This window comes from Mesorhizobium sp. M1334, assembly GCF_040317995.1.
Lineage (GTDB): Bacteria > Pseudomonadota > Alphaproteobacteria > Rhizobiales > Rhizobiaceae > Mesorhizobium.
The window spans coordinates 436393-457394 of the sequence record NZ_JAMYLM010000003.1; the positions used below are offsets into that span (position 1 = coordinate 436393).

A 21002-nucleotide genomic window follows, 5' to 3' on the forward strand; every position below is an offset into this window, starting at 1 on the left:
ACAGCCCCCTTCTCCCCGTCACTAAACGGGGAGAAAGTGCCGGCAGGCGGATGAGGGGCGGCGCCATGCTCTCCAGAAAATTCCTGCGCCGAGCGGCCATAGCGGGCATTTCCTTGGCCGGTCTCGCTGCAATCACCGCCGTCGCCCTCTGGCAGCTCGACCGCGCATTTCCGCCGCCGCTGCCGGCTGCTTTGACGGTCTCGACCGAGGTGCAGGACCGAGACGGCCAACTGCTGCGCGCCTTCGCCACGCCGGACGGCTACTGGCGGCTCGCTACCAGCCTGGACCAGATCGACAAGCAGTTCGTCGACATGCTCGTCACCTATGAGGACAAGCGTTTCTGGGGGCACCAAGGCATCGACGTGCTGGCACTGGCGCGTGCCGCCGGCCAGTTCGCGACCAGCGGCCATATCGTCTCCGGCGGTTCGACGCTCTCGATGCAGCTCGCCCGCCTGATCGAACCACGCGACAGCCGCAGCCTCGGCTCGAAGATCAAGCAGATGCTGCGCGCCCTGCAAATCGAACGGCGGCTTTCCAAGCGCGAGATCCTCGAACGCTATCTGACGCTGGCGCCCTATGGCGGCAATCTCGAAGGTGTGCGCGCCGCTTCGCTCGCCTATTTCGGCAAGGAGCCGAAGCGGCTGACGGTTTCGGAGGCCGCCCTGCTCGTCGCCTTGCCGCAATTGCCGGAAAAGCGACGCCCTGATCGCAATCTCGAGATTGCCCACGCTGCCCGCGACAGGGTGCTGACCCGCATGGTCTCGGCAGGCCTGCTCGGCGAACGTGAGGCCGCGCGTGCCGCGCTCGACGATGTGTCGGGGCTGCGGCGCACCTTGCCGGCGCTCGCTGCCCATGCGGCCTATGCAATGCTGCCCAAGGCCATCACCGGCCAGAAGCTGCAACTGACGATCCGCAAGAGTGTCCAGGAAGGGTTGGAGCAGGTGGCGAAAGATGCAGCCGCCAGGCTCGGCCCTCACCTCTCGGTGGCCATGGTGCTGGCCGATGCCCGCACCGGCGATATCCTTGGCGAGGTCGGCTCTGCCGATTTCTTCGATGCCACCCGTTCGGGCTGGATCGACATGACCAAAGTCGTCCGCTCGCCTGGCTCGACGCTGAAGCCGTTCATCTACGGCCTCGCCTTCGAACAAGGCCTGGTGGCGCAGGAGATGCTGATCGAGGACAGCCCAGCCGATTTCTCCGGCTACCGGCCGAAGAACTTCGACATGGGCTATCAGGGCGATGTCAGCATCAGGCAGGCGCTGCAATTGTCGCTCAACGTTCCGGCGATCCGCGTGCTCGACGCGGTCGGCCCGGCCCGGCTGATGGCGCGCTTTCGCCAGGCCGATGTGACCCCTGTACTGCCCGTCAACGAGGCGCCTGGCCTGGCAATCGGCCTCGGTGGCGTCGGGATGACACTGCGCGACCTGGTTCAGCTCTATGCCGGCCTTGCCAATGGCGGCAAGGCACACACGCTGCGTGACGGTACGGAGCCGGCGAATGCCGAACGCTCGACCACCACCATCCTCGACGGGCAGGCGACCTGGCAGATCACCGACATCCTGTCAGGCGTCAAGCCGCCTCAGGGTGCCGCCCAACGCGGCATCGCTTACAAGACCGGCACCTCCTACGGCTATCGCGACGCCTGGTCGGTCGGCTTTGACGGCCGCTATGTGCTCGGCGTATGGGTCGGCCGCCCCGACGCCGGCGCGGTGCCCGGCCTGTCCGGCTACATCTCGGCGGCGCCCATCCTGTTCGAAGGCTTTGTCCGTTCCGGCCTGGCCGCCGTACCACTGCCAAGCCAGCCGTCCGGCGTCCGGCGTCCCAAACGCGAGGAGCTGCCGGTGACGCTGACGCGCTTCGGCGCAGGCACCGATGGGCTGGTGCAGGCGACGCCGACCGAACCTGCGCCAACCATCATCTTTCCGCCCGACGGCGCCCGCGTCGATCTCGGCACTTCCTCGGCCGACGCCTCGCCGCTGGTCCTCAAGCTGCAGGGCGGCCGCGCACCATTCCGCTGGCTGGCCAACGGCAAGCCGCTGGTCGGCATCGACCGGCGGCGCACCGCGACCTGGCAGCCGGACGGCGCCGGCTATTCGACCCTGACCGTGATCGACGCGGCGGGACGCGCGGCCAGCGTGAAGGTTTTTGTCGAGTGAAAATTTCCCTTGAATAGATTCCGGCAGGTGATTCAGGGGATTGGGGTTTACGCCTTGCTTTCGGCCGCCGGTATTTCCTCGGCCTTTGCCGACACCCTCCCCGCCGGCTTTGTTCGGCTGGCCGACATCGATCCCAGTATCCGGCAGGATATCCGCTATGCCGGCCTCGAAAATTTCCTGCATCGCAAGGTAAGCGGCTACGACGCGCCGGTATGCGTCCTCACCAGGCAAGCGGCGCAAGCGCTTTCGGCAGTGCAGAAAGCGATTGCTGCCGAAGGGCTGACGCTGGTCGTGTTCGACTGCTACCGCCCTGCGCGGGCTGTCTCCGACATGAGTGAATGGACAAAAACGGGCGGGCCACCGGACCCGCAATGGTATCCAAAGGTCAAGCGCAAGGATCTCATCGCCAAGGGCTATATCGGCGAACTGTCCACCCATTCGCGCGGATCGACGGTCGATGTCGCGATCGCCCGGGTCGACCATAAAAAACGGGCCGGCCGCACGAGCGCTCCGAAACCGGCCTGCGGCGCGACCGATGCCGACACGCTCGATTTCGGCACCGGTTTCGACTGTTTCGATCCGGCGAGCGAAACGGCTCACCGAGCGATAGACAATGAAGCCGCGGCTAACCGCAAAAGACTTGTCGAGGCGATGCGCGCCGGCGGCTTCAAGAATTACCCACGCGAATGGTGGCACTTCACGCTGGAAAACGAGCCGTTTCCAAGAGAGCGCTTCAACTTTCCCGTTGCCGGCGAATAAGCTGCCGAAACCTCGTTCGGACGAGACGCAGCCATTGCCGAAGAGCTGGCCGTCTCTAGTTAATCGCGTCGGGAGCGCGATCATGGTCCATGCGGGAAAATAGTTCCTCGCATCGCCGAAACCAGGCGAAAAATTGCTTCAATGAGCCAAAAAAGGCAACATTGATTGCATCTAAATTCTATCAATTCGGTAGATTTGGCGCGAGTTCAACGGAGGCGGAAATGACCAAACCTCATTTCAGGAAACTGCTCGGCGCACTGGTCGCCACATCCGTCCAGTTCGGCACGCTCGGTTTCGCGTTTGCCGACACCACCATTCTCAACGTGTCCTATGATCCGACGCGTGAGCTCTATAAGCAATTCGATGAGGCCTTCATTGCCCACTGGAAGGCAGAGACAGGCGAGACGGTCACCGTCCAGCAGTCACATGGCGGATCCGGCGCGCAGGCTCGCGCCGTGATCGACGGCCTCGACGCCGACGTGGTGACGCTGGCGCTCGAAGGCGATATCAACGCCATCGTTTCGAAAGCGAAGAAGATCAATCCAGACTGGCGGACGAAATTCGAAAACAATTCGGCGCCCTACACCTCGACCATCATCTTTCTCGTCCGCAAGGGAAACCCCAAGGGCATCCATGACTGGGGCGATCTGGTCAAGGACGACGTCCAAGTGATCACGCCGAATCCCAAGACCTCCGGTGGCGCGCGCTGGAACTACCTCGCCGCCTGGGCCTATGCCAGCTCCAAGGATGGCGGCGACGAGGCCAAGACCAAGGAATTCGTCGGCAATCTCTATGCGCATGTCCCGGTTCTCGACACCGGTGCGCGCGGCGCCACCGTGACCTTCGCGCAAAAAGGGCTGGGCGACGTGCTGCTCGCCTGGGAAAACGAGGCCTATCTGGCGCTCGATGAGTTCGGCGCCGACAATTTCGATATCGTCTACCCGCCGACCTCGATCCTGGCCGAGCCGCCGGTCGCCGTGGTCGACGCCAATGTCGACGCCAAAGGCACACGCAAAGTTGCCGAAGCCTATCTGAGCTATCTCTATTCCAAGGAAGGCCAGACGCTCATCGCCAAGAACCATTATCGCCCTTCGAAGCCCGACCTGGTGCCGGCGGAGGACTTGGCCAAGCTGCCTGAGATCAAGCTGATCACCATCGACGACCCGCTTTTTGGCGGCTGGAAGAAGGCACAGCCTTATCATTTCGGCGATGGTGGTATATTCGACCAGATCTACAAGCCGGCCCAGTAGCATTTAGATCAGGACGACATGACCACAGCACCCGCCAAGGCGGGGTGGCGATTCAGGCAGCCGAGCGTCATTCCGGGTTTCGGGTTGACGCTCGGCTTCTCGCTTGCCTACCTCACCCTCATCATCCTCATTCCCCTGTCCGGGCTGATCTGGCGCTCGGCGGCGCTCGGCTGGACCGACTTCTGGGCGATCGTCACCGACCGCCGCACCATTAACGCGCTTGAGATCAGCTTCGGCACCGCCTTCATTGCCGCCGCTGTCAACGTCGTCTTCGGCACGATCGTCGCGTGGGTACTGGTGCGCTACAGCTTTCCCGGCCGCCGCATCGTCGATGCCATGGTCGACCTGCCCTTCGCGCTGCCGACAGCGGTCGCCGGCATTGCGCTGACCACGCTCTACGCACCGAACGGCTGGATCGGAAGCCTTCTGACGCCGCTCGGCATCAAGGTCGCCTACACGCCGCTTGGCATCGTAATTGCGCTGATCTTCATCGGCCTGCCCTTCGTCGTCCGCACCGTGCAGCCGATCATGGAGGAGATCGACAAGGAGGTAGAGGAAGTGGCCGCCACGCTCGGCGCCAATCGCTTCCAGATCATCAGCCGCGTTCTGCTTCCCGGACTGGCGCCGGCCATCGTCACCGGTTTCGCGCTGGCCTTCGCGCGCGGCGTCGGCGAGTACGGTTCCGTCATCTTCATCGCCGGCAATCTGCCCTATAAATCCGAAATCGCACCGCTTCTGATCGTCATCCGGCTGGAGGAATATAATTACGCGGCGGCGACCGCGATCGCGGCGATCATGCTGGCACTGTCCTTCGTCATGCTGCTGGTCATCAACCTGGTGCAGACCTGGAGCCGCAAGCGCTATGGCTGACCCGGAGATCAAATCCTACGCGCCGCACCATGAAAGCCAGTCGCCGGCGGTGACCGAAAGCCGCACGGCGAGAACCGTGCTGATGGCCGTAACGTTTGCGTTCCTTGCCATCTTCCTGCTCTTGCCGCTGATCATCGTCTTCAAGGAAGCTTTCGCCAAGGGCATCGAGGCCTACACACAGGCGCTAGGCGAACCGGACACGCGCTCGGCGATCCGCCTGACGCTTCTGGTCGCGGCGATCTCGGTGCCGCTCAACATCGTCTTCGGCATTTCCGCCGCCTGGGCCATCGCCAAGTTCGAATTCAAGGGCAAGGCTTTCCTGACCACGCTGATCGACCTGCCCTTTTCCGTCTCGCCGGTCATTTCGGGGCTTGTCTACGTGCTCTTGTTCGGCGCGCAAGGCCTGCTCGGCGCCTGGCTCAAGGCGCATGGCATCGTCATCCTGTTTGCGGTGCCGGGCATCGTGCTGGCCACGATCTTCGTCACCTTCCCCTTCGTCGCCCGCGAGTTGATCCCGCTGATGCAGGAGCAGGGCAATGGCGACGAGGAGGCGGCCCTGTCGCTCGGGGCCAATGGCTGGCAGGCGTTCTGGTACGTGACGTTGCCCAACGTCAAATGGGGATTGCTCTACGGCGTGTTGCTGTGCAATGCCCGCGCAATGGGTGAGTTCGGCGCGGTCTCGGTCGTTTCGGGCCACATACGCGGATTGACCAACACCATGCCGCTGCATGTCGAAATCCTTTATAACGAGTACAATGCCGCCGCCGCCTTTGCCGTCGCTTCGCTGCTTGCCGGCCTGGCGCTCGTCACGCTGGTCTTGAAAACACTTCTCGAGATGCGCTACGGCGCCGAGATCGCCGCGACGCGCGGACACTGACAAAATGCATGTCGCCCAAAAGTGGGAACCGGTTTTGGGATAACGACATGCATCAACTACAAAAGGGATTTGCATGGAAGTTCGCGTTGCCAACGTGCGCAAGGAGTTTGAGCGGTTTCCGGCCCTCCGCGACGTTTCGCTCGACATCAAGTCGGGAGAACTGATCGCTCTGCTGGGACCGTCCGGTTCCGGCAAGACGACGCTGCTCAGGCTGATTGCCGGATTGGAGCGGCCGACCCGCGGAAAGATCTTCTTCGGCGAAGAGGATGCCTCGCAAAAGTCGATCCAGGAGCGCAATGTCGGCTTCGTCTTCCAGCACTACGCGCTGTTTCGCCATATGACGGTCGCCGACAATATCGGCTTCGGACTCAAGGTCCGGCACGGGCCGTCGCGCCCGTCGGCGAAGGAAATCCGCCGCCGCGCCTCGGAACTCCTCAACCTCGTTCAGCTCTCCGGTCTGGAAAAACGCTATCCGGCACAGCTTTCGGGCGGCCAGCGCCAGCGCGTGGCGCTGGCCCGCGCCATGGCGATCGAACCGGCCGTGCTTTTGCTCGACGAGCCGTTCGGCGCGCTCGATGCCCAGGTGCGCCGCGAACTGCGCCGCTGGCTGCGCGACATCCACGACGCCACCGGCCACACGACGGTCTTCGTCACCCATGACCAGGAAGAGGCGCTGGAGCTTGCCGACCGCGTCGTGGTGATGAGCCAGGGCCGCATCGAGCAGGTCGGCACCGCCGACGAGATCTACGACACGCCGAACTCGCCCTTCGTCTACGGCTTCATCGGCGAATCGAGCTCGATCCCGGTCAAGGTCGAGGACGGCCAGGTCTGGATCGCCGACCGGCCGATCGGGCTTTCCGCGCCGCACGCACCGCAAGGCGAAGCGACGCTGTTCTTCCGCCCGCACGACGTCGATCTGGTGGAAGAATGCAACGGCTGCATCGCCGGCACGGTCGCCGCCAGCCGCCGCGTCGCCGGCACCCGAAGGGTAGAACTCGAAATCGGCGGCGAGCGCCAGCGGGTCGAGATCGAATTGCCCGTCGACCATCCTGCGGCGCAGAAAAGTCGCGTGGCTTTTCGGCCGCGGCGCTGGAAGCTTTTTCCGGCTGCTTGATCATCTATCAGGCGCTACACCAGCCAGTTCTCGACCTCCAGGCCTTTGATCCGGTTGAACTCCCCGGTGTTGGCCGTCACCAGGGTAGTTCCCAGCGCACGGGCGTGAGCAGCAATAAAAAGGTCGTTTTGGCCGATGGTCTGGCCCCTGCCTTCCAGTTCTGCGCGAATCGCGCCGTACTCGGCATCCACCGGCACATCGAGCGGCAAGACGGGAATCTCAGCCAGCAATTCCTCGACCTTCTTGTGCAACTTGGCTGATCTTTTCTTGACGCAGCCATATCGCAGTTCCGACGCGACCACGATGCTGGTACACACGGCGGCGTCTCCCACGCGCAGGACAGCGCTTGCGGCCTTCCCGGACGGATTTCGGATCATGTCGCTGACAATGTTCGTGTCCAGCATGAACCGCATCAAAAAAATTCCTCGGATTTGACAGGCATATCCTCGACATCGGGAAAGTCTTCCTCGGCACCGGGCGGCGGCTCTTTCGCCCATTGCGCGAGCAGTGCGGCGAGGCCAGGCTTGCGGACCGGCTCGATGATCAGGCGGTCGCCTTCACGGCTGATCAAGACCTTTTCGCCGGGAAGTTCGAACTCGACAGGAATGCGCACCGCCTGGCTGCGATTGTTGCGAAACAGCTTTGCCTCTTTCGGCGGGGTTGTTGAATGGCGGTGTTGAGGCATGACGACAGCTCTTTGTATATACTATTTGTATATGCCAGACAGCGCGGAGATGCAATCACATTGCACCGCGTTGGCCGGCCGGGAACCGTCGTGTACGCGGGCGAAAGCGGTACCCCTTCCAGGCTGCGCGGAAGGCCTTCTTGAAAGAAAAAACTAGAAATCGCCCACAACGGGACTACTTTTTCTCGCGATAACGTCGAGGGGCCGCTCTGCGTGCCTCGTCGCGCACGAGGCCTTACCGCTATGGTCCGGCAATAAGCGTACCGCATTGGAGCCCTGTTTTCATGAAGCGATTTTTGCTTGGCGTCGCCACATTGGCCGGCCTGGTCCTCGCATCCTCCCAAGCCTGGTCGGCCGACAGATTGCTGAACGCCTCTTACGATGTCGGTCGCGAACTGTTTGCGCAGGTCAACAAGGCGTTCGTTGCCGGCCACCCCGGCGTCACCATCGATCAGTCGCATGCCGGAACCTCGGCACAAGCACGCGCCATCGCCGAAGGCCTCGGCGCCGACGTGGTCACGTTCAACCAGGTCATCGACATCGATTTCCTGGTCAAGAAGGGCCTCATCTCCGCCGACTGGCAGAAGGACTTTCCCGACAACGCCTCGCCTTTCTATTCGCTGCCCTCCTTCCTGGTGCGCGCCGGCAATCCGAAGCACATCAAGGATTGGAACGACCTCGTGCGTGACGACGTCCAGGTGATCTTCCCCAATCCGAAAACATCGGGCAATGCGCGCTACACCTATCTCGCGGCCACCGCCTACGCCAAGGAAGCCTTCAAGGGCGACGATGCCAAGGTGAAGGAGTTTGTGACGAAGCTGTTTGACAACGTGCCGATCTTCGACACCGGCGGACGCGCCGCGACCACCACTTTCGTGCAGCGCGAAATCGGCGATGTGCTGATCACCTTCGAGTCTGAAACGCGCGGCGTCCGCAAGGAGTATGGCGAGGACAAATTCGAGCAGGTGACGCCTTCGGTCAGCCTGTTGGCGGAATTTCCGGTGGCGATCGTCGATACGGTCGCAGACGAGCATGGCACGCGCGATCTTGCCAAGACTTATCTCGACTTCCTCTATACGCCGGAGGGCCAGGACATCGCCGCCCGCAACGGCCTGCGGGCCCGCGACCCGGCGGTCGCCGCCAAATACAAGGCTGAGTTTCCCGACGTCCGGCTGCTGACGGTGGAGGAGGTCTTCGGCGGCTGGGCCAAGGTCCAGGCCGAGCATTTTGCAGCGGGCGGCCTGCTCGACCAGACCTACGGCAGCCGCTGAGGTCGCCAACTCGTTGAAAGCTGGCCCTTGCCGGCTTTTCCTCCATTTTGCCCGCCGAAATTGCAGCTTCCGCACCTTCGGGACCGCCCGCCCGCCAAAACGTTACGAAGAATCAACGCGTTTGCGCGCAATATGTCGTCGGGCGGCCTGTCTGCGCGAACAGCATCGCACGGCCAAACCGTCATTATTTGCACACAAACAGCCGCCAGATGCGGGTGGTTGGGGCTTTATGGGTTGGTTCGGGCATGCTTACCAAAAAAGGCAAATACGGCCTCAAGGCCCTCGTGCATCTGTCGGGCCTGCCGGTCGGCCAGCTCGCATTCGTCAATGACATCGCGGTCGCCAACAACATCCCGAAGAAATTCCTCGATGCCATCCTGGGCGAGTTGCGCAACGCCGGCTTCGTCCAGAGCCGCAAGGGCAAGGAAGGCGGTTACCGTCTCGCCCGGCCGGCTTCCGAGATCAAGATCGGCCATGTCGTGCGCGTCCTCGACGGGCCGCTGGCGCCGATCCCCTGCGCCAGCCGCACGCAATACCAGCGTTGCGAGGATTGCGACGAGGCGACCTGCCAGGTCCGGCATATGATGCTGGAGGTGCGTCAGGCGATCGCCGAGGTGCTCGACAACCGCAGCCTCGCCGCCATGCGCGACGCCGACAATGACGATTTCCCGGTCGAGCTGACGTCGCAGATCTAGCGCGCGAGCAGGCTCAAGGCGGTCGCGACGGTGTCGGCGACCGAACGCGTGCCATCCAAGGTCATTGCCGCCTCGTCCGCCGCTGGCGGCTCGAGCGTGGCGAACTGGCTGTCGACCAGGCTTGCCGGCATGAAATGACCCTTGCGACTGCCTACGCGCTGTTTCGCCGTTGCCGGGTCGATCTCAAGGTAAACGAAAATGATATCCGCGCAAAAGCCGCGCAGGCGATCACGATAACTGCGCTTCAGCGCCGAGCAGGCGGCGACCACACCTCGCCCGCTTGCGACCGACGCGGCTATGCGCTGGCCGATCGCGTCGAGCCAGCCTTCACGTAGCGCGTCGGTGAGCGGCTGCCCGCTCGCCATGCGCGCGAGGTTTTCGGGCGGATGCAGCCTGTCGCCTTCGATAAAGAGCGCGCCCAATGCCGCTGCAAGCGCTTCGCCGACGACCGACTTGCCGCAGCCGGCAACGCCCATCACCACGATGGCAGGCAACATTCGAACAGTGCTCGCCGGTCTATATGCCACGTCCTTCCCGGTCATGCAGGTCAGCGGCTTGCCGGCGCGCGGCCATAGAGCAGCAGCATGGCGACGATGACGACGCCGTAGATGATCTGCCGTCCCGCCTCCGGCATCTGCATGACGGAAAGAATGGATTGCAAAAGCGTGATCAGGATCACGCCGGCGACGGTGCCGAGATAGGAACCGCGCCCACCGAGGATCGAGGTGCCGCCGAGCACCACCGCTGCTATCGACGGCAGAAGATAGGCGTCGCCCATCGACTGTGCCGCCTTGGAGGCATAGCCGGCCAAAAGCACGCCGCCGAAGGCGGAGAGCCCGCCCGAAACCGCAAAGGCGATCATCACCACGCGCCTTGTGTCGATGCCGGAAAGATAGGCGGCACGCTCGCGGTTGCCGATGCCATAGACGGCGCGGCCGAAGCCGGTGCGGGTCAGCACGAACACCATTGCGGCGCCGATCAGTGCCCAGATGAGCACGGCGTTGGGCACGCCAGGAACGGCAAAGCCGGTCGCCAGATAGCGCATCGCACCGGTCGCCGAATCCTGCGGCGAGAAACCGCCCGTGTAGACCACCATCAGCCCCTGCGCGACGGCGTTGGTGGCAAGCGTGATGATCATCGAGGGAATGCGCAGATAGGCGACGCCGATGCCGTTGACGACGCCGATCAGAACACCGCAGAAGATGCCGAACGGAATGGCAAGCGCCACACCGACCGGCCCATAAGCGGCCGCGGCGCAGGCCATCATCGCGCCGGCCGCCACCGACCAGGGTACCGACAGGTCGATCTGGCCGAGCAGGATGACCAGCATCATGCCGGTGGCGATGACGCCGAGGAACGACGCCACCTTGAGCTGCTGCAAAAGGTATTCAGGCGACAGGAAGCTGCGCGAATAGAGGCTGCCGAGGAACAGCAGCAGCACGATACAAGCGAACGCCGTCAGCACCGCAGGGTCGGCGCGGCGGAGGAATTTCGGCATGCGGCCGGCGAGACCGCTCACAGTCGTTTCGCTCACAGGAACCACTCCAGCCGGTTGCGGACCCGAAACAGGGCGAAGGCGCCGAGGCTGACCGCGATCAGCAGGATGACGCCCTGGAACAGGGGCTGCCAGAGCGGATCGAAATCGAAGACGAACAGCAGGTCACCGATGGTGCGGAAGGCAAGCGCGCCGAAGATCGCGCCGATGGCGCTGCCCTTGCCGCCGAACAGCGACACGCCGCCAAGCACGACCGCGGCAATCGAAAACAGCGTATAGGCATTGCCGCTGGCATAGGCCGCATCGCCGGTATAGGTGAAGAACGTCAGGAACAGCCCGCCGATCGCGGCCAGCAGCCCGGCAAGCGTATAGGCGGCGAACTTTCCACGCCGGATCGGCACGCCGGACATGTAGGCCGCCATCTCCGAGGAGCCGGCCGCATAAGCGGCGCGGCCGAGCACCGACCGGCTGAACGGCACCCAGACAACGAGCACGACCGCCAGCAGCGTCACCAGGCTCGCCGGCACAATACCAAATAGGCGCCCGGTCAGCGCATCGGCGAGCCCTTCATTGACCGAGCCGCCCGGAAACGGCCGAAGCAGCAGGGCGATGCCGAAATAGACCGCACCGGTGGCAATGGTGGCGACGATCGGCTGCAGGCGTCCATAGATGACGATGGCGCCGTTGATTGCCCCGCACAGCAGCCCGGTGCCGAGCACGGCGATGACGCCGAAGGCGGTCTCGAGGCCGGTGCCGACGACCAGCCACGAGGCCAGGCAATTGGTCAGGGTGAAGATCATGCCGACGGAGAGGTCGATGCCGGCGGTGATCACCACCAGCGTCTGCGCCATCGCGACGAAGGCGAGCAGCACGCCCTTGTTCGACGCCGTCTGCACGACATTGGCGGTGAAGCCCGCCGGATGGTTCGAGGTGTAAATGATGAACATGACAACGAAGATGCCGAACGCCAGCAGCGTTCCGCGCTGTTCGGCGAGCCAATAGCGCCAATCCTTCACGCGTCCGCTCCTTGCCTTGGCATCTCTTCGTGAATGTTGAGCGCGCTGGCAATCAGGGCCCTCTCGGTGATTTCGGCGCCGACCAGTTCGCGCTTGACCGCGCCGTCATAGAGCACCAGCACTCGGTCGCAGCAACCGATCAGCTCGTCATAGTCGGTCGAATAAAACAGGATCGCCGCACCCTGGTCGGCAAGCTTGCGCATCAACTGGTACAGCTCCTGCTTGGTGCCGACATCGATGCCGCGCGTCGGGTCGTTGAGCAGGATGATGCGCGGCTGCCGCATCAGCCATTTGGCGATGACGACCTTCTGCTGGTTGCCGCCGGATAGCGCGCCGACCGGAATATCGAGGCCGGCCGTCTTGATCGCCAGGAGACCGACCATGTCGTCGATCAGCCGCTGCTCGGCGGGGCGATCGATGATGCCGGCCCTGGACAGCCGGTCGAGGGCGGCGAAGGAGAGATTTTCGCGCACCGTCATCGGCAGCATCAACCCTTCCGTCTTGCGATCCTCCGGGATCAGCGCCATGCCGATCCGGTCGTCACGCGCCGCGGCCGGACTGGCGATCGCCACCGGCCTGCCGTCGATCAGGATCTGGCCCGACAGGCCACGCAGCACACCGAAGAAGGCGAGCAGCAATTCGCGCTGGCCTTGGCCGTCGAGGCCGCCGAGCCCGACCACCTCGCCCGCCCCGACCGATAGCGAGACATCGTGCAGCCGATCCGTCCAGGACAGGCTGCGCGCCTCCAGAACCGGCGTGGCTGCGGCAGCCGCCCGCGCGGGTTTGGGCGGAAAGATGTGGCTGTATTCGCGCCCGATCATCAGTTCGACGACCTCGTTGTCGCTTTTGGTGCCGGCCGCGTAGCTGGCGACATTGCGGCCATTGCGGAACACCGTGCACTGGTCGGCCAGCTCGGCGATCTCGTTCATGCGGTGCGAGATGTAGAGCAGCGCCAGCCCTTCCGAACGCAGCCGCTTCAACACGGCGAAAACCCTGGCGACGTCGGCCGCGGTCAGCGCCGAGGTCGCCTCGTCGAGGATCAGGATGCGTGGCTTGCGCGCCAGTGCCTTGGCGATCTCGACCATCTGCCTTCGTGAAAGAGGAAGATCCTTGACCAGCGCCAGCGGATGGATATCGGAAGCGCCGGCGCGAGCCAGGGCTTCTTCGGCGACGCGGCGCTGCGCCTTGCGGTCGATCATGCCGAAACGCTTCGGCGGATCGGAAATGACGATGTTGTCGGCAACGCTGAGTTCGGGGACGAGCGACAGTTCCTGGAAGATGCAGACGATGCCGGCCTGGTTGGCAGCGGCCGGCGAAGCGAAGCTCACTTCGTTCCCGTCCAACATCATGCGGCCCTCGTCGGCCGCGACGACCCCCGCCATGACCTTGATCAGCGTCGATTTGCCGGCGCCGTTCTCGCCGAGGATGGCGTGGATGCTGCCTGGAGTGACCGACAGTTCGGCCTTCTCCAGCGCGCGCACGCCGCCATAGCGCTTGGATATGCCTTCCATGCGGAAGAGCGGAACCGCACCGTCCATCGGCCCTCCCCAGGCGCTTGGCAATCAGGATGTCGAGCGCCGGCGCCGCGGGATCTCCCGCGGCGCTGGGCTCTCGGAGTTTACTGGTTTTCCTTGCTCTGGCCCATGATTTCCTGCGCCGTGAAATTGATGCCGCAGGTCGGGAAGGAATTGCCGACGAAGAAATTGTCGGATTGGTCGGGGAAGTAGTCCTGGCCTTCCTTGAAGTTCGGATCCTCGACGATCGCCAGCGGCAGCTTGATCGATTGCGGCACGACCTGCCCTTCAAGTGCTGCAATCGCCGTCTTGATGGCAACCGCCACCTGAGCCGGGCCGGTGCCGGCCGACGAGCATTTCAGGCCTTCTGCGGCGAACTTGGCGCAGAATTTGCGGAAGCCGTTCTCGGTCTCGCCGCCGAACGGCACGAACGGATGCTTGGCATCGATCATCGCCTGCACGATGCCGGTATCGCCGCCCTGTCCGGTAATGCCGTCGAAAGGGCCGTTGGTGGCAATGGCATCGGCCGTAGCCTTTTGCGCAACGCCGTCATCCCACTTGCCGACGACCTCGGTGACATCCCATTTCTTGCCGGAGGCGTCGAGAACCTCGTGGATGCCGTTATGGCGGTCGGTATCGACGGACGTGCCGGCTACGCCGCGCACTTCCAGCACCTTGCCGCCATTCGGCACGTGCTTGACCAGCCAGTTGCCCCACAATTCGCCAAGGCCTTTCTGGTCCACATTGACGTTGATTGCATCCTTGGTGTCGAGGATGTTGTCGAAAGCGACCAGCACCACGCCGGCTTCCTTGGCCCGCTTGATGACAGGGCCGAATGCGGTCGGGTTCTGGGCGTTGACGACGATCGCATCATAGCCGGAATCGATGAAATTATTGATTGCCGAAATCTGGGCCGGCACGTCTTCGCCGGTCGAGACCACCTTGAATTCCTTGAGCTTGGCCGCGACCTCCGGCTGCGCTGCATAGGCTTTTGCCGTCTGCACCATCTGGATGCGCCACGTGTTGGCGATATAGCCGTTGGCCAGAGCGATGCGGTACGGGCCGTCTTTCTTGGGGAACTTGAAGAACTGCGTATCGGCCGACCAGGGCGCGAAGCAGTCAGGCTCGGCCGATGGCCCCTTGACGATTTCAGGCTCGGCGATCGCCGACGAGCTCAGCATGACAAAAGCAGTGGCGGCAACGATACCGCCAACGAGTGACTTGATCATCGATATTCCTCCCATTTGCAGTTTTGTTTGTTCTTACGTCGATGAAATTGCGCTTTTCCGGTCCGGCACCTCCCGCCGTATCCGCTGTGCGTTCAGGTGGCCGAATGCCGACCCGATCCCCTCCTTCGTTGCCCGGTTAGTCCCGCAAAAACTATCATATTATACATAATAAACAAGCATGAGCTGTCGCTTATGTATAATAAACAGCCTCCCATCTTCTGAGCGATGTACCACCCGGCAATAACTGGTAGCGCTACCATGACGTAGTGTAAAGCGCCATTGCGTTGAAGCTCGCTTCAGCGCGCCGTGCTTTCACGTCGCTTGAGTTCGAAGCCGAGATCGACAACGCGCGACTCCGGCCTGTTGCCCTCGATCGCCGCAAGCGCCATGGCGACAGCCCGCCGGCCGATCTCGTAACGATAGGTCCGAACGCTGGTGACCGACGGAAATGCCACTTCCATCATGTCGAGATCGTTGAAGCCGACGATGCCGATCGTCTTCGGCACGGCGATCGAAGCGCGATGGCATTCGAACAGCACCCCGAGGGCTATGTCGTCATTGTTGCAGAATACGCCGTCCAGGCTCGGCACCTTGGCCAGCGCGTCGCGGAACAATTCGCGGCCGAGGGTGACGCTGGAGGGCACCGGCGTGGTGGTGGTAAGCCGCGCATCGAACAGGCCGGCCGCCTCCATCGCCGCGCGATAGCCGGCCAAGCGCCGCTGCGAACGCGGATCCATGCGCGCCCCGATGAAGCCGATCCGCCGATAGCCTGCCTCGATCAGATGTTCGGCTGCCGCCTTGCCGCCCTCGAAATGTGAGAAACCGACCATCATGTCTACCGGATCGGGCCCGGTCTCCATCACCTGCACCACCGGACAGCCTGCCGTTTCCAGCAGTTTTCGCGACGCCGGCGTCTGGTCGATGCCGGCCACGATCAGCGCCGCCGGGCGTTGCCGGCCAAACACCTGCAGCAGCCGCTCTTCCTCGAGGCCGGAATAGTGAGTGTTGCCGAGCTGGATCCGGAAAGGGCCGTCCGACAGGCTGTCGTAGATGCCGCGCACCACTTCGGCAAAGACGTTGTTGGTAAGCGACGGCACCAGAACGCCAAAGACCTCGGCGCGCGCCGAAGCCAGCGCCCGCGCATTCGGGTCGGGCACATAGCCGAGCTCATTCACGGCGGACTCGATCTGGCGGCGCAGATCTTCCGAGACACGCCCCGGCTCACGCAAGGCGCGCGATACGGTAATGGCGCCGACCCCGGCCTTGCGCGCGACGTCGGCGATGGTCGGGCGGCCGCCGCCGCGGCGCGAGCGCGGCTTGATCACCGCATGGGTCCCGAGGCCGGGCAACCGCCTAGATGCGACCGTGAGACGATGTTCAGCGTCTTTGCCACTGCTGCCTGCCAATCTGGCCCGTTGCCACACCTGTCTGGCGTCGCGCAGCCTTCGGCTATTGTCAAGCGACGGACGGAGAGGCTGTACTCGTACCGCCGTGCTTCAGGCCGTCACAGCAGCGCTGCGCCGGGCCTTCCACAACAGCAGCACCATGGCCAAAATGTTCAGCAGGTTCCAGGCGATGCCGTTGAGGAACGCGGCGGCATAGGAACCGGTCAAATCATAGATCCAGCCCGACATCCAGCCGCCGATCGCCATGCCGAAAATGGTCGCCATCATGACGATGCCGACGCGCTGGCCAGCCTCTTTGGCTGGCATATATTCGCGCACGATGATCGCATAACAGGGCACGATGCCGCCCTGCGACAGGCCGAAGACCAGCGAGACGACATAGAGCGAGGCAAGCCCGTCGAAAGGGATATAGAACAACAGCGACAGGCATTGCAGCACCGAGCCGATCAGCAGGGTTTTCACGCCACCGATGCGATCGGCAAGGAAGCCCGAGCCTAGCCGGCTGACGACGCCCGCCGCCAGCATGATCGACAGCATATCGGCGCCATGTGCCACCCCGTAGCCGAGATCCATGCAATAGGCGACGATATGGACTTGCGGCATCGACATCGCCACGCAGCAGCCGAGCCCGGCGAAGATGAGCAGTGCCTGCAAGGCCGCCGGCGACAGTGAGATCGGCTGCACCACGCGGCTCCCCGGCGATCCCGGAGCCGCCTGGGGCGGTGCGCCGCGCCGGAGCAGCAGGATCAGCGGCACCATGGTAACCAGGCAGACGGCGCCGATCGCGGCATAGGTGAAGCGCCAGCCTTGCGCCTGCATGACATAGGGCATCACCGTCGGCCAGATCGCTCCGGCGAGATAGTTGCCGGACGCGGCAGCGGTCACCGCAACGCCACGGCGCCGGTTGAACCAGTGCGAGATGTCGGCAATCAGCGGCCCGAAGATTGCCGACGAGCCGACGCCGATCAACACGCCCTGCACGAGGGTGAACTGCAGGATCGAACTGGTCAGCGACGCCAACAGGAAACCGGCGCCAAGTGTAATCGCGGCAATCAGCGCCGGCACCCAATACCCCATGCGGTCGATGGCGCGGCCGACCAGCACATTGCCGGCGGCAAAGCCTACCATCGTCGCCGTGTAGGGCATCGAGGCAGCGGCGCGATCGACGCCGAATTCTGCCTGCACGGCGGGCAGCACCACGACCACAGCCCACATGCCGACCCCGCCGATCGTTGCCAGCAGCATCGAGATGCCGAGACGTATCCAGGCATAGGCACTGTCGATGCCGGAACTTCCTGCCTGGTTTGAGACGATTTGGGTCAAGAGCGTTTCCTGTCCGCAGTTCTTTAATCGGCGGTTCTGACCACTATCGGCGCATTCGCATCGCGGAGCAGCGCCACGACAGGGCAATCCGTGGCTCCAGGGATTTCGGGCCGAAGTGGAACAGCGGCCCACCATGGGCGTTTTCCCGGCAACGACCTAGTTGAAGGAGTTTGCCATGACCGCGCAACGGAAATGGTCCGCCGACGTCACCGAGCATAGCGACGCGCTGGACCTCGAGGAACACATCTTCGAATCGCACGATCCAAGGAAGATCGCCGCCTCGCTGAAGCGGTCGGCCGAGCGCAGCGACCGACGCAAGGCAGGGCCGTTTCAATCGGCCATGTCGATGCTGAATTTTTACATCAACCGCGCCGGCAAGAACCTGCCGGCGGCGCAGAAGAAAGTGCTGGAGGACGCTAAAGATGAACTGCGCGTCCTTTTTGGCCGCTCAAAGGAGGACTAGTAGTGAAAATCTGACGCTTGGTATCCGTTGGGAATGGCGGGAACCGACCCGAAGCGGAACTTGGCGCACCTACAGCGAACGAAGTCACACCGCAATAAAAGAGATCGCGCCTATTAATACAATTGCCGCTGCTGCAGCAAACCAATAAGACGAGCGTAGAATGCTGCGGTCGTGTTTATTTCCATGGCTTCTTACAATCATAACTAGTCCGACCGAGCAGAAGATAACTCCCACAAGGGCCGACAGAAAAAAGAGATACATACCGGTCTCCACTCCAAGGCGAGCACTTTAGCAAATGGTGGGCATCTGTCGATGGTTACCTTCGTGTGCGGCACGCAGCGCTCTAGGGCGTGGACTCATTACTGCGTAGCCAGATGCGGATTGCGACGAGTTTGAGCGCGGTAAGATAGTTCTCAGCCAGCTTGTCGTAGCGGGTTGCGAAGCGGCGGAATTGCTTCGCTTTGTTGAAGAAGCGCTCAACTAAGTTGCGGGCCTTATACAGGAAGGGGCTGAAGCAGATCGGGCCCTTGCGGTTGGCCTTCGGCGGGATGTTGGCCCATGCCTTTCGCTCGCTGACCGCATTACGCAAGGCGTTGGCATCATAGCCCTTGTCGGCGAGCAGCATGGCACCCTCCGGCAAATCCGTGATCAGGTCCGCTGCCGAGGCAATGTCACTCATCTGACCTGCCGTGTGCATCAGTTTGATCGGCATGCCTTTGGCGTCGACAAGAGCATGGATTTTGGCTGTCAGCCCGCCTCGGGAACGACCGAGACAATGATCTCGATCCCCCTTTCGCGCCCTGCTGATGGACGCGAACAATAGAGGTGTCGATCATCTGCACCTTGCCGTCATGGGCTTTGGTGATTGCGTCCATGAGGCGGTCCCACACACCTGCTTTCCGCCATCGGACGAAGCGATTGTAACAGGTGGTCACTGTCGGCGCGGGCTGTCAATCACGGTGCGGATAGCGTCGGCGGAATGTATTCGCTGTCCGGCACGGGAAGATGCCCGTCCGTTTCGATAATTACAGCCCACATCTCGAAGTTGACAAGCGCTGTGCAATTCACATCTGCCTGCCGAAGGTATGGTGCGCCATAGCTGCATGAGGCTCCGGCTACCTTGGCGATAAAGCCGGGTTCGCTTCCGATTGCACCGAACGCTACACCGTCAACAGCAAGGATAGTCTTGTAATTTTGCCAAAGGCGGGCTGACGCCTCTTTTGTACGGAAAATCAACCAGTTCCTTCCGTCCGAAAAGCTGAAAGTGATCGTTCCATCGGAGAATTTGGTCCGCGTGACTTCACCGGTGCAGCTGGAGGTCAGCTTCTCGTTTCGGACGATAAGACGCTTGCACTCACCCTTGACCGTCCAAATCTCGGGCGGGCCATCTTTCGGTTTGGCTGAGGCCCCGACTGCCCCTGTTGTAAGCGCCAATATTACTAAAACCCGGGCTGCCCCCTTGAACAAATCACACCTTTTTTGGCTGAGCTATGACGAGTTTTTTTAGGCTATTCCTGTTAAAACCACTGCCTAGAACCCCTTAAATCTTGATTTGAAACGACGTAGATACGGGTTCGCAAGTAGGCCGCTTTCCACCCATCCCAGTCATTCCGCCTTTATGAGCTTACGGCCTAATCCACCGCCTATGTCGGCCTTCCACCCAGAGCGGCTGTTATCGTTACCATCAGACTTTCACCACCAGGATCGACCACCATCGACTGGTTCTGCCAAATTCGGCTGAACTGGACCTAGTGACGGGTCCTCTTTGCCGCCAGTCTGCAGGCTCGGCTTGTATTCCCAAGCCCGCAAAGGTCTGGCGCCATGACGGTCAAGATCGGCATCAATCCCATCACCTGGAGCAATGACGACGTTCCGGCGCTTGGCGGGAATACGCCCCTGGAGACCTGCCTGTCGGAAACGGCGCAGGCCGGCTACCGCGGCACCGAGCTCGGCGGCAAATTTCCGCGCCAGGCCGAAGTGCTTGGGCCGCTCCTGTGTTCCTATGGCCTGGAACTCGTCTCCGGCTGGTATGATGGCCGCATTCTCGACCGCACGGTCGACGAGGAATTCGCGGCGATCACTCCGCATCTGAAGCTGCTGCGCGATCTCGGCGCCAGGATCGTCGTCTATGCCGACACCTCGCGTGGTCGCCATGACGGTATTTTCGCACCGATCTCCGAGCGTCCGCGCCTCGCCGACAGCGACTGGCCGTCCTATGGCGAGAAACTTACCGCCCTCGCCGACCGCATGGCCGCATTCGGGGTCGGCATGGCCTTCCACCACCACATGGGCACCATTGTCGAGACGGACGATGAAGTCGACAGGCTGATGGCGGCGACGGGCCGATGCGTTGGCCTGTTGTTCGATACCGGCCACTGCCTGTTTTCGGGCGGCGACCCGCAATCGCTGCTGCAACGGCATCTCGACCGTATCGTGCATTTCCATTGCAAGGATGTTCGCAGGGCGGTGCTGGAACGGGCACGCCGCGAGGACATGAGCTTCATGGCGGCGGTAATGGACGGCATTTTTACCGTGCCCGGCGACGGCTCGGTCGATTTCCTGTCGTTGCTTAAACCCCTCGCCGCGCGCGGCTATGAAGGTTGGATCGTTGTCGAAGCCGAGCAGGATCCGGCCAAGGCGCGCCCGCTGACCTATGCCAGCAAAGGCTATGTCTCGCTGCTCGCCACCGCCCGCGAAGCCGGCTTCGAAGTGGCGACGCGGCAGGCAGACTGACCGGACCGCATCGCGAGCCGGAGGAACATAATGGGCGCGCGCCTCGATGGGGTTAGCGACGCGAAAGCGCCCGGCGATCCGCGCCGTCTTGCTCCCTGTACGGCGCGGATCGCAGAAATCGCGGCCCTGGATTTCAAACGCGGACT

The 21002-nt window shown here is 62.7% G+C and carries 20 protein-coding genes and 1 pseudogene; 10 read left to right on the forward strand and 11 right to left on the reverse strand.

Annotated elements, in window-relative coordinates:
• Positions 1–65 precede the first annotated feature (65 nt).
• The 6 genes from pbpC to NKH17_RS09125 all read left to right on the forward strand — a co-directional run bounded on the left by pbpC (position 66) and on the right by NKH17_RS09125 (position 7026).
• Positions 66–2156 (forward strand): penicillin-binding protein 1C, encoded by a 2091-nt coding sequence (gene pbpC / locus NKH17_RS09100; protein WP_352899952.1) that lies wholly within the window; start codon positions 66–68, stop codon positions 2154–2156.
• Between the two features lie 9 nt (positions 2157–2165).
• Positions 2166–2915: a M15 family metallopeptidase gene (locus NKH17_RS09105; protein WP_352970601.1), complete on the forward strand. Its 750-nt coding sequence runs from the start codon at positions 2166–2168 to the stop codon at positions 2913–2915.
• A gap of 221 nt (positions 2916–3136) precedes the next feature.
• Complete coding sequence (locus NKH17_RS09110; RefSeq protein WP_352505538.1) at positions 3137–4165, forward strand: sulfate ABC transporter substrate-binding protein; 1029 nt, start codon at positions 3137–3139, stop codon at positions 4163–4165.
• A gap of 18 nt (positions 4166–4183) precedes the next feature.
• Positions 4184–5035, forward strand: coding sequence for a sulfate ABC transporter permease subunit CysT (cysT, locus tag NKH17_RS09115; protein ID WP_023720880.1), 852 nt, complete (start codon positions 4184–4186; stop codon positions 5033–5035).
• Positions 5028–5912 carry a sulfate ABC transporter permease subunit CysW gene (gene cysW, locus NKH17_RS09120; RefSeq protein WP_254819066.1) on the forward strand — a complete coding sequence of 295 codons (885 nt, stop codon included), beginning with the start codon at positions 5028–5030 and terminating at the stop codon, positions 5910–5912. The genes cysT and cysW overlap by 8 nt, the downstream gene beginning before the upstream one ends.
• Positions 5913–5985: 73 nt before the next feature.
• Positions 5986–7026 (forward strand): sulfate/molybdate ABC transporter ATP-binding protein, encoded by a 1041-nt coding sequence (locus tag NKH17_RS09125; protein WP_254819067.1) that lies wholly within the window; start codon positions 5986–5988, stop codon positions 7024–7026.
• Positions 7027–7040: 14 nt separating this feature from the next.
• Here NKH17_RS09125 and NKH17_RS09130 read toward each other — a convergent pair whose 3' ends face one another.
• A complete protein-coding gene (locus tag NKH17_RS09130) occupies positions 7041–7439 on the reverse strand; it encodes a type II toxin-antitoxin system VapC family toxin (protein WP_502910582.1) in 399 nt (132 codons plus the stop codon).
• Positions 7439–7711, reverse strand: a complete 273-nt coding sequence (locus NKH17_RS09135) for an antitoxin (protein WP_352899943.1) — start codon at positions 7709–7711, stop codon at positions 7439–7441. The genes NKH17_RS09130 and NKH17_RS09135 overlap by 1 nt, the downstream gene beginning before the upstream one ends.
• A gap of 284 nt (positions 7712–7995) precedes the next feature.
• On the opposite strand from NKH17_RS09135, the gene NKH17_RS09140 reads away from it, so the two are divergent.
• Both NKH17_RS09140 and NKH17_RS09145 read left to right on the forward strand, forming a co-directional pair.
• Positions 7996–8982, forward strand: coding sequence for a sulfate ABC transporter substrate-binding protein (locus NKH17_RS09140; RefSeq protein WP_254819070.1), 987 nt, complete (start codon positions 7996–7998; stop codon positions 8980–8982).
• 245 nt (positions 8983–9227) lie between these two features.
• Entirely contained in the window at positions 9228–9677 is a 450-nt protein-coding gene (locus NKH17_RS09145) for an RrF2 family transcriptional regulator (RefSeq protein WP_006202816.1), read from the forward strand.
• Here the strand turns inward: NKH17_RS09145 and NKH17_RS09150 are convergent.
• The 7 genes from NKH17_RS09150 to NKH17_RS09180 all read right to left on the reverse strand — a co-directional run bounded on the left by NKH17_RS09150 (position 9674) and on the right by NKH17_RS09180 (position 17660).
• Positions 9674–10153 carry a gluconokinase gene (locus NKH17_RS09150; protein WP_352970604.1) on the reverse strand — a complete coding sequence of 160 codons (480 nt, stop codon included), beginning with the start codon at positions 10151–10153 and terminating at the stop codon, positions 9674–9676. The two genes, NKH17_RS09145 and NKH17_RS09150, sit on opposite strands and share 4 nt — an antisense overlap.
• Before the next feature lie 71 nt (positions 10154–10224).
• Entirely contained in the window at positions 10225–11211 is a 987-nt protein-coding gene (locus NKH17_RS09155) for an ABC transporter permease (protein WP_352899937.1), read from the reverse strand.
• Positions 11208–12188, reverse strand: a complete 981-nt coding sequence (locus tag NKH17_RS09160) for an ABC transporter permease (protein ID WP_352475436.1) — start codon at positions 12186–12188, stop codon at positions 11208–11210. The genes NKH17_RS09155 and NKH17_RS09160 overlap by 4 nt, the downstream gene beginning before the upstream one ends.
• Positions 12185–13726 (reverse strand): sugar ABC transporter ATP-binding protein, encoded by a 1542-nt coding sequence (locus tag NKH17_RS09165; protein WP_352899933.1) that lies wholly within the window; start codon positions 13724–13726, stop codon positions 12185–12187. The genes NKH17_RS09160 and NKH17_RS09165 overlap by 4 nt, the downstream gene beginning before the upstream one ends.
• Positions 13727–13806: 80 nt before the next feature.
• Positions 13807–14931, reverse strand: coding sequence for a sugar ABC transporter substrate-binding protein (locus NKH17_RS09170; RefSeq protein ID WP_352807309.1), 1125 nt, complete (start codon positions 14929–14931; stop codon positions 13807–13809).
• A gap of 296 nt (positions 14932–15227) precedes the next feature.
• The gene (gene gntR, locus NKH17_RS09175; RefSeq protein ID WP_352900581.1) at positions 15228–16256 is read right to left on the reverse strand and encodes an HTH-type transcriptional regulator GntR; all 1029 of its coding nucleotides are present in this window, start codon (positions 16254–16256) and stop codon (positions 15228–15230) included.
• A 171-nt stretch (positions 16257–16427) separates the two neighbouring features.
• On the reverse strand, positions 16428–17660 hold the full coding sequence (locus NKH17_RS09180) for an MFS transporter (protein ID WP_352900578.1): 1233 nt from the start codon (positions 17658–17660) through the stop codon (positions 16428–16430).
• A gap of 175 nt (positions 17661–17835) precedes the next feature.
• Between NKH17_RS09180 and NKH17_RS09185 the strand changes: the two genes are divergently transcribed.
• Positions 17836–18123 carry a DUF3175 domain-containing protein gene (locus NKH17_RS09185; RefSeq protein ID WP_352475440.1) on the forward strand — a complete coding sequence of 96 codons (288 nt, stop codon included), beginning with the start codon at positions 17836–17838 and terminating at the stop codon, positions 18121–18123.
• 343 nt (positions 18124–18466) lie between these two features.
• Here the strand turns inward: NKH17_RS09185 and NKH17_RS09190 are convergent.
• Both NKH17_RS09190 and NKH17_RS09195 read right to left on the reverse strand, forming a co-directional pair.
• A pseudogene (locus NKH17_RS09190) lies at positions 18467–19055 on the reverse strand (IS5 family transposase); the annotation flags it as partial.
• A 22-nt stretch (positions 19056–19077) separates the two neighbouring features.
• Positions 19078–19557: a hypothetical protein gene (locus tag NKH17_RS09195; protein WP_352900575.1), complete on the reverse strand. Its 480-nt coding sequence runs from the start codon at positions 19555–19557 to the stop codon at positions 19078–19080.
• A 387-nt stretch (positions 19558–19944) separates the two neighbouring features.
• On the opposite strand from NKH17_RS09195, the gene iolE reads away from it, so the two are divergent.
• The gene (gene iolE / locus NKH17_RS09200; RefSeq protein WP_352900572.1) at positions 19945–20856 is read left to right on the forward strand and encodes a myo-inosose-2 dehydratase; all 912 of its coding nucleotides are present in this window, start codon (positions 19945–19947) and stop codon (positions 20854–20856) included.
• Positions 20857–21002 lie beyond the last annotated feature (146 nt).

Excerpts from the sequence above, each read along its gene's own strand:
- NKH17_RS09150 (WP_352970604.1), bottom strand. The coding sequence starts at position 10,153 with ATGGGCGTTGCCGGCTGCGGCAAGTCGGTCGTCGGCGAAGCGCTTGCA.
- NKH17_RS09185 (WP_352475440.1), top strand. The coding sequence starts at position 17,836 with ATGACCGCGCAACGGAAATGGTCCGCCGACGTCACCGAGCATAGCGAC.
- NKH17_RS09170 (WP_352807309.1), bottom strand. The coding sequence starts at position 14,931 with ATGATCAAGTCACTCGTTGGCGGTATCGTTGCCGCCACTGCTTTTGTC.
- NKH17_RS09110 (WP_352505538.1), top strand. The coding sequence starts at position 3,137 with ATGACCAAACCTCATTTCAGGAAACTGCTCGGCGCACTGGTCGCCACA.
- NKH17_RS09135 (WP_352899943.1), bottom strand. The coding sequence starts at position 7,711 with ATGCCTCAACACCGCCATTCAACAACCCCGCCGAAAGAGGCAAAGCTG.
- NKH17_RS09165 (WP_352899933.1), bottom strand. The coding sequence starts at position 13,726 with ATGGACGGTGCGGTTCCGCTCTTCCGCATGGAAGGCATATCCAAGCGC.
- cysW (WP_254819066.1), top strand. The coding sequence starts at position 5,028 with ATGGCTGACCCGGAGATCAAATCCTACGCGCCGCACCATGAAAGCCAG.
- cysT (WP_023720880.1), top strand. The coding sequence starts at position 4,184 with ATGACCACAGCACCCGCCAAGGCGGGGTGGCGATTCAGGCAGCCGAGC.
- NKH17_RS09140 (WP_254819070.1), top strand. The coding sequence starts at position 7,996 with ATGAAGCGATTTTTGCTTGGCGTCGCCACATTGGCCGGCCTGGTCCTC.
- NKH17_RS09125 (WP_254819067.1), top strand. The coding sequence starts at position 5,986 with ATGGAAGTTCGCGTTGCCAACGTGCGCAAGGAGTTTGAGCGGTTTCCG.
- pbpC (WP_352899952.1), top strand. The coding sequence starts at position 66 with ATGCTCTCCAGAAAATTCCTGCGCCGAGCGGCCATAGCGGGCATTTCC.
- iolE (WP_352900572.1), top strand. The coding sequence starts at position 19,945 with ATGACGGTCAAGATCGGCATCAATCCCATCACCTGGAGCAATGACGAC.
- NKH17_RS09130 (WP_502910582.1), bottom strand. The coding sequence starts at position 7,439 with ATGCGGTTCATGCTGGACACGAACATTGTCAGCGACATGATCCGAAAT.
- NKH17_RS09145 (WP_006202816.1), top strand. The coding sequence starts at position 9,228 with ATGCTTACCAAAAAAGGCAAATACGGCCTCAAGGCCCTCGTGCATCTG.